This window comes from Vibrio sp. 10N.222.52.B7, assembly GCF_041474275.1.
In the GTDB taxonomy this organism is placed as follows: Bacteria; Pseudomonadota; Gammaproteobacteria; order Enterobacterales; family Vibrionaceae; genus Vibrio; species Vibrio crassostreae_C.
Genome location: NZ_JBFRTU010000552.1, coordinates 1 through 381, shown reverse-complemented (window position 1 = coordinate 381; position 381 = coordinate 1). Strand labels below are relative to the sequence as shown.

Here is a 381-nt window from a genome sequence, read left to right as displayed (position 1 = left end):
CAATAAATGCATACGCAGGAAAAGGGTCAGAATTTGGTCTTTTTTACGATGCTCCGGATGGCGTAAAAGTCATTGCTGGCTACAATTCAGACACCTACGGAAAACTCTATCGCATGTCGAGAAACCTCTATGTACAAACAAAGAGTGACGCCTACCTCTCCGATATGAGCGTATTGATCCGCAAACTGCAGCTATCGCAAACTGGACGAGAAATCTTACGACAAATAGCAACTTACACACCGGTCAATGCGCCGAATGATGGTGTTGCCCCATTAATTGAACACACGATAGGGGTCGATCAGTCTAAAGCTACTATTGTCACTGTGATAAGAGAACCAGAAGGACCAGGAAGACTCTTTGAGACGATACCCTCTATATTTG

Annotated in this window: 1 pseudogene; it reads left to right on the top strand. The window is 44.4% G+C overall.

Features of this window, described 5'->3' with window-relative positions:
* Positions 1-2: 2 nt before the first annotated feature.
* Positions 3-381 (top strand): annotated as a pseudogene (locus tag AB4512_RS24155) (hypothetical protein); the annotation flags it as partial.